This is a genomic window from Streptomyces sp. 8L (assembly GCF_020176795.1).
Lineage (GTDB): Bacteria > Actinomycetota > Actinomycetes > Streptomycetales > Streptomycetaceae > Streptomyces.
Map to the genome: position 1 here is coordinate 1 of NZ_JAIUKE010000111.1, position 6,030 is coordinate 6,030.

General features: G+C 72.3%; 2 protein-coding genes. Both read left to right on the forward strand.

Going from position 1 to position 6,030, the window contains the following annotated elements:
• The first annotated feature begins 332 nt into the window (after positions 1-332).
• The gene (locus LCE31_RS11430; RefSeq protein WP_225014078.1) at positions 333-1,778 is read left to right on the forward strand and encodes an aminotransferase class I/II-fold pyridoxal phosphate-dependent enzyme; all 1,446 of its coding nucleotides are present in this window, start codon (positions 333-335) and stop codon (positions 1,776-1,778) included.
• Positions 1,779-2,629: 851 nt separating this feature from the next.
• Positions 2,630-5,944: a lectin gene (locus tag LCE31_RS11435; RefSeq protein WP_225014079.1), complete on the forward strand. Its 3,315-nt coding sequence runs from the start codon at positions 2,630-2,632 to the stop codon at positions 5,942-5,944.
• Positions 5,945-6,030: the final 86 nt, after the last annotated feature.

A 6,030-nucleotide genomic window follows, 5' to 3' on the forward strand; every position in this document is an offset into this window, starting at 1 on the left:
GGGGCTGGGCGTGGGCGGCGGACCCGGCACGCCCACGCCCCTCGGGCGGGTCCGCCCGGTCCGTGCGGGGATGCCGCACGTATCGGTGTCGGTGTCGGTGTCGGTGTCGGTGTGGGGTGGCCGGTGTGACCGTTACGACCGGTACGGACGGGGCTTGTGGCCCGGCTCGCGGCGCTGCCGCACGCCGGCGTCCGCGCGGTGGCTGTGACGGGACCATATGTTCAGGTGAGAGACAGAACAAGGGTCGAATTGTGCCTGTACAAAAATCGCGAACCCTGTACGGTGCGTGGGTCGGGCCATCGCGTGCCCAACCGGCTTGAAAGGATGGCCAGATGCCCCCCGAATACCTCGAAGGCCGCCGCGAGGCCCCTGAAGACCCCGAGACCCCCGCGGCGGTGCCGCCCGCCCTCGCACGGACCGGCGGTCGCGTCGGCGCGGCCGAGCTGGCGGCCCGCTTCCCCGAGGTGAGCGCGCGGGGCATCACCGCCGCGATGACCGAGATGATCCGCTCGGGCGACCTCGCCCCCGGCGTCGCCCTGCCGACCGTCCGGGCGCTCGCCGCCGCGCTGACGGTCAGCCCCGGCACGGTGGCCCAGGCGTGGAGCCGGCTGCGGACCCACCGGATGATCACCACGTCGGGCCGGAGGGGTTCCGTCGTCAGCGGCCCGCCGACCGTCCCCCACCCCACCCGGTTCGAGCTCTTCGGCCACTTCGGCGACCGGCTCGGCCGCAACCTGGCCATGGCCGCGCCCGACCCGGCCCTGCTGCCTCCGCTCGGCGCGGCGCTCGCGGCGGCCACCGACGACGCGGGGCTCAACGACTACGCCCGCGTCGCTGTGACCCCGCGGCTCGCGGCGGCCGTACAGGACACCTGGCCGTTCGAGGCCGAGGCGTGGACGGCGGTCGGCGGCGGCTACGAGGGCGTCGAACTCCTCTGCCGGGCGCTCCTCGTGCCCGGCGACCGGGTCGCGGTCGAGGAGCCCACGGCCGCCAGGCTGCTCGACATCCTGGAGGCCCACGACGTCCAGAAGGTGCCGGTGGCCTGCGACGACGACGGTCCGCTGCCCGACTCGCTGGCGGCGGCGCTGCGGACCAGGCCGACGCTCTTCCTCTACCAGCCCCGCGCGCAGTCGCCGTGCGGCTGGACGATCACCGAGGAGCGCGCGGACCTGCTGGCCGGCGTGCTCGCGGCGGCCCCCGCCGTCCTGCTGGTCGAGGACGACGGGAGTGGCCCGCTGGCCCTGCGCCCGGCGGCCAGTCTCGCGGCCCGGCTGCCGGAGCGCTCCGTCCTCGTGCGCTCGTACTCCAAGTCCCACGGACCTGACCTGCGGGTGGCCGTGCTGGGCGGCCGGCGCGACGTCGTCGACAAGGTACGGGTCCTGCGCACCTACGGGACCGGGTGGACGAGCCGCATCCTCCAGAACGCCCTCGCGTATCTGCTCACCGACGCGGCCACCGCGGAACGGGTCGAGAACGCGGCCCTGCGGTACGGGCACCGCAGGCGGGCGATGGCGGAGCGGCTGGCCGAACGCGGCGTGCCGACGCACAACCGCGACGGCCTGAGCCTGTGGGTCCCGGTGGCGGACGAGAGCGCGGCCCTGGTGACGCTCGCGGCGCGCGGGATCACCGTCTCGCCCGGCACCCGGTTCGTCTTCACGCCGTCACACGGGGCCCATGTCCGGGTGGCGACGAGCAAGCTCACCGAGGACCCTGCGGCCCTGGACGAGATCGCCGACCTGCTGGCCCACGCGGCCGGCGCGGCGGACGGCATGCACTGAGCGGACCCCCCGCACCGGGCGCGCCACACATACGACACGCTCGCCGGCCCGGGCCGCACCGGGCGCGCCCCGCGTACGGCAGGCCGCACCGGGCGCGCCACACATACGACACGCCGCACCGGGCGCGCCCCGCGTACGGCACTCCGCGCCGGGTGCGGCCCGCCCGTACCGGACAGGCCGGTGCGGGCACAAGCCCAGGTGACCCGCGGGCGCCCACACGCCCGGCCTCGGCGTGTCGGACCGGCCCACACCGGCGACACGCCGCCCACACCCGCGACACGCCGTACCCACACCCGCGACACGCCGCACGCGCGGGCCGCCGGCGGCGGCCTTCCGCCCGCCTTCGCGATGGCCTCGCCCCCCCCGGGCACCGGCAACGACGCCTCGCCGTAACGCTGCGACGCGGCGCCTCGCGTCCACGTGGGCACCGAAGCCCACGCCGTACGCCCGGCGCGACACTCCCCGGCCACGTGAAGGCGGCGCCGCCGCCCCCGCACTCCCGCGTACCGGCGGGCATCGCGTCCCGCGGCCGGGCGAAGCGCGCGTTCCCACCCGCTCTGTGGCGGTACGTCCGGTACGGGGCGGTCGCCCTTGCCCCGAAAGGCCCGCCGAGAAACTCATGTTGTTGGCGTTGACACGCAATCACCATCCACGTTTCACTCATCACTCGTGCAGAGTGGCAACGTTGTCAGACCTTCGGATCATGACACCGCTGCCTCTTATCCGGACGGCGGCGCCTCCCGCGACGCCTCCCCGTCCCGGCACGTCCTGTGCGTCGCACGACCCGCTGCGGAGGCAATCGAATGGTCAACAGCAGCCCCTCATCTCCCACTTCACCCCATGGCCGCAGAGTGCGCAGACGCCTTGCCCTGGTGTCCGTCCTCGGCCTCGCCGTCCTGCCCCTCCAAGCCGTGACCTCCAGCGCCTCGGCCGCCACCCCACACCTGGTCAAGGACCCCGCGTCCCTGGTCAACCCGATCGTCGGGACCTCCGGTGCGGTGGACGACTTCCCCGGGCCCGACATGCCGTTCGGCATGATGCAGTGGGGCCCCGACACCACCCCGGACCGGCCCTCCGGCGGCGGCTACGAGTACAACGACAACAAGCTCTCGGGCTTCAGCCTGACCCATGTGTCAGGCCCCGGCTGCGGCGTCGCGGGCGACCTGCCCATCCTGCCCACCACCGGCGCCCTCTCCGGCAACCTGGGCAACACCTCCGCCCAGTTCAGCCATGACGACGAGCAGGCCGGGATCGGCTACTACGGCGTCACCGACGCGAACGGCGTCAAGACCGAGCTCACCGACACCACCCGGGCCGGCCTCGGCAAGTTCACCTTCCCGGCGGGCAAGCAGTCCAACCTGCTGCTCAAGCTGAGCGGCGGCGCCACCCAGGTCGACGGCACCCGGGTGCAGGTGGTGAACAAGAAGGAGATCAGCGGCTCGATCGACAGCGGCCACTTCTGCGGCGCCGCCAACCGGTACACGCTGCACTTCGACATCAAGTTCAACCGCGCGTTCACCGGCAGCGGCACCTGGGTCGGCTCCACGATCAACAAGAACGCGACCGCGCTGAAGGCGGGCCGCGCCCAGCAGAGCCTGGCCACACACCCCGAGGCCGCGCAGCACGAGAAGAACTTCACCGTGCCCGCCGCGCCCTCCCCGAGCGTGCACACCTCCGCCCAGGCCGCGAAGGGCGCCGGCACCGCGAAGAGCGCCAAGGCCGCGCAGCCGCCCACGTCCGGCGCCAACGGGATGTACCTGACGTTCGACACGTCCACGACCCCGACCGTGACGGCCGCCGTCGGCATCTCGTACACCAGTGACGCGAACGCCGCCTCGAACCTCTCCACCGAGGTCAAGGGCTTCGACTTCGACGGGATGCGCCAGGCCAACCACGACGCCTGGAACGGTGTCCTCGGCAAGATGGCCGTCGGCGGCGGCAGCAAGGACCAGCAGACGCAGTTCTACACCGCGCTGTACCACTCCCTGCTGCACCCGAACGTCTTCTCCGACGACAACGGCCAGTACATGGGCATGGACAACCAGGTCCACCGGCTGGCCAAGGGCCAGAAGGCCCAGTACGCCAACTACTCGGCGTGGGACACCTACCGCTCGCAGACGCAGCTGATGGCGACCCTGGAGCCCAAGGTCACCAGCGACATCGTCACCTCGATGCTCAACGGCTACGACCAGACGGGCCTGCTGCCCAAGTGGGCGTCGAACAATGGCGAGAGCTACGTCATGGTCGGCGACCCGGCCGCCGGCATCATCGCCGACGCGTACGCCTTCGGGGCACGCGGCTTCGACACCGCCCACGCGCTCGCCGCGATGCAGCACGAGGCCACCGTCCCGAACAACGACCGCCCCGGCGAGTCCGTACGGGACGCCAAGGGCTACCTGCCGCTCGACGAGAACGACTACGGCTGCTGCAACTTCTACGGCCCCGTCTCCACGCAACTGGAGTACGACAGCGCCGACTACGCGCTCGCGTCGTTCGCCAAGTCGCTCGGCAAGAAGGCCGTCTACAAGAAGTTCGCCACCCGCGCCCAGGACTGGATGAACGTCTTCAACCCGCAGACCGGCTACATGCAGGGCAAGAACAAGGACGGCCAGTTCGCGACCGGCTTCACCCCCGGGACCTCCAACGGCTTCGTCGAGGGCAGCTCCGCCCAGTACACGCCGATGGTCCCGTTCAACCTCCAGCAGCTGATCCAGGCCCGCGGCGGGAAGAGCGCCTACTCCTCCTTCCTCGACGGTCTGCTCGACAACCTCACCGACCCGAGCAGCACCAACGCCAACCTCAGCAACGAGCCCAGCGTCGAGATCCCCTGGGAGTACGACTACCTGGGTCAGCCCTGGAAGACCCAGGCCGCGGTCCGCGCCGCGCAGCAGCAGCTGTACTTCAACGCCCCGGTCGGCTCGTTCGGCAACGACGACCTCGGCGCGATGAGCTCCTGGTACGTCTGGTCCGAGCTCGGCATGTACCCCGAGACGCCGGGCACCGACACGCTGGCCCTGGGCAGCCCGGCCTTCCCGGTCGCGCAGATCACCTTCGCGGGCGGCAAGAAGCTCGCGATCAACGCCCCGAAGGCCGCGCCCAAGGCCCCCTACGTCCAGTCGCTGGACGTGAAGGGCAAGGAGTGGAAGCAGTCCTGGCTGACCTTCGGCCAGATGAAGAACGCCGGCACGATGGACTGGGCGCTGGGCACCACGCCCAACAAGTCCTGGGCGTCCTCGGCCTCCTCCGTACCGCCGTCGGACACGACGGGCGGCGGCAAGATCCTCGCGGCGAGCGGCCCCGCCGCCGGCCTGGTCCTGGCACCCGGAGCCTCGGGTGACAGCACGCTGAACCTGACCAACCTCGGCGCCAAGGCGGCCACCGTGGACTGGAAGGCGACCGCGCCCTCGGGCGTGACGCTCTCCGCCTCCTCGGGCTCGCTGAAGGTGCCCGCCTCGGGCAGCGCGAAGGCCGATCTCAAGGTCACCGCACCGGCCACCGAGGGCAGTTACTCCGTGACGTTCGCGCTCACCGACCACACGAGCGGCGCGAGCGTCGGCACGGCCGCCCTGCGGGTGGCCGTCGCCAAGCCGGGCGAGCTGTGGCCGTACTCGACGAACGAGGGCATCTACCCCGACGGTACGAGCTTCGGCGGCGGCTTCGACGGTGGTGGCTGGGCGTACTCGCAGAACGCGCTGGAAGCCGCGGGAGCCACCAGCGGCGCGAAGGTCAGCGCCGACGGCATCGACTACACCTTCCCGACGGTGAAGTCGGGCCAGCCCGACAACATCGAGATGGCGGGGCAGACGATCCCGATGGTCCAGGGCTCCACCGGCTCCTCGCTGGGCCTGCTCGGCTCCGCGACCAACGCGCCGACCGACGGCAGCGGCGTCACCGGCACGCTGACCGTGACGTACACGGACGGCACCACGGCGAAGGCCCCCGTGACCTTCTCCGACTGGACGCTGGGCGCCGGTGGCTCGAAGCCCGTCCCCGGCGACACCGAGGCGGTCACGACCAGCTACCGCGACACCGGCAGCGGCGGCAAGGACAACGTCAAGGCGTACGTCTTCGCCACCAAGGTGCCGCTCGACCCGTCCAAGCAGGTGGCCTCGGTCACCCTGCCGAACTCCGGGGCGCACGTGTTCGCCTTCGGCTTCGGCAAGTGACCGCGGGCGCGGCGGGCTGAGGCCCGCAGGCCACGGCACGGGGCCGGGGGGCCCCGGGGGGGCCCCCCCCCCCGGGGGGGGGCCCC

What these genes read in the sequence shown, in the direction of transcription:
- LCE31_RS11430 (WP_225014078.1), top strand. Translation starts at nt 333, where the DNA reads ATGCCCCCCGAATACCTCGAAGGCCGCCGCGAGGCCCCTGAAGACCCC.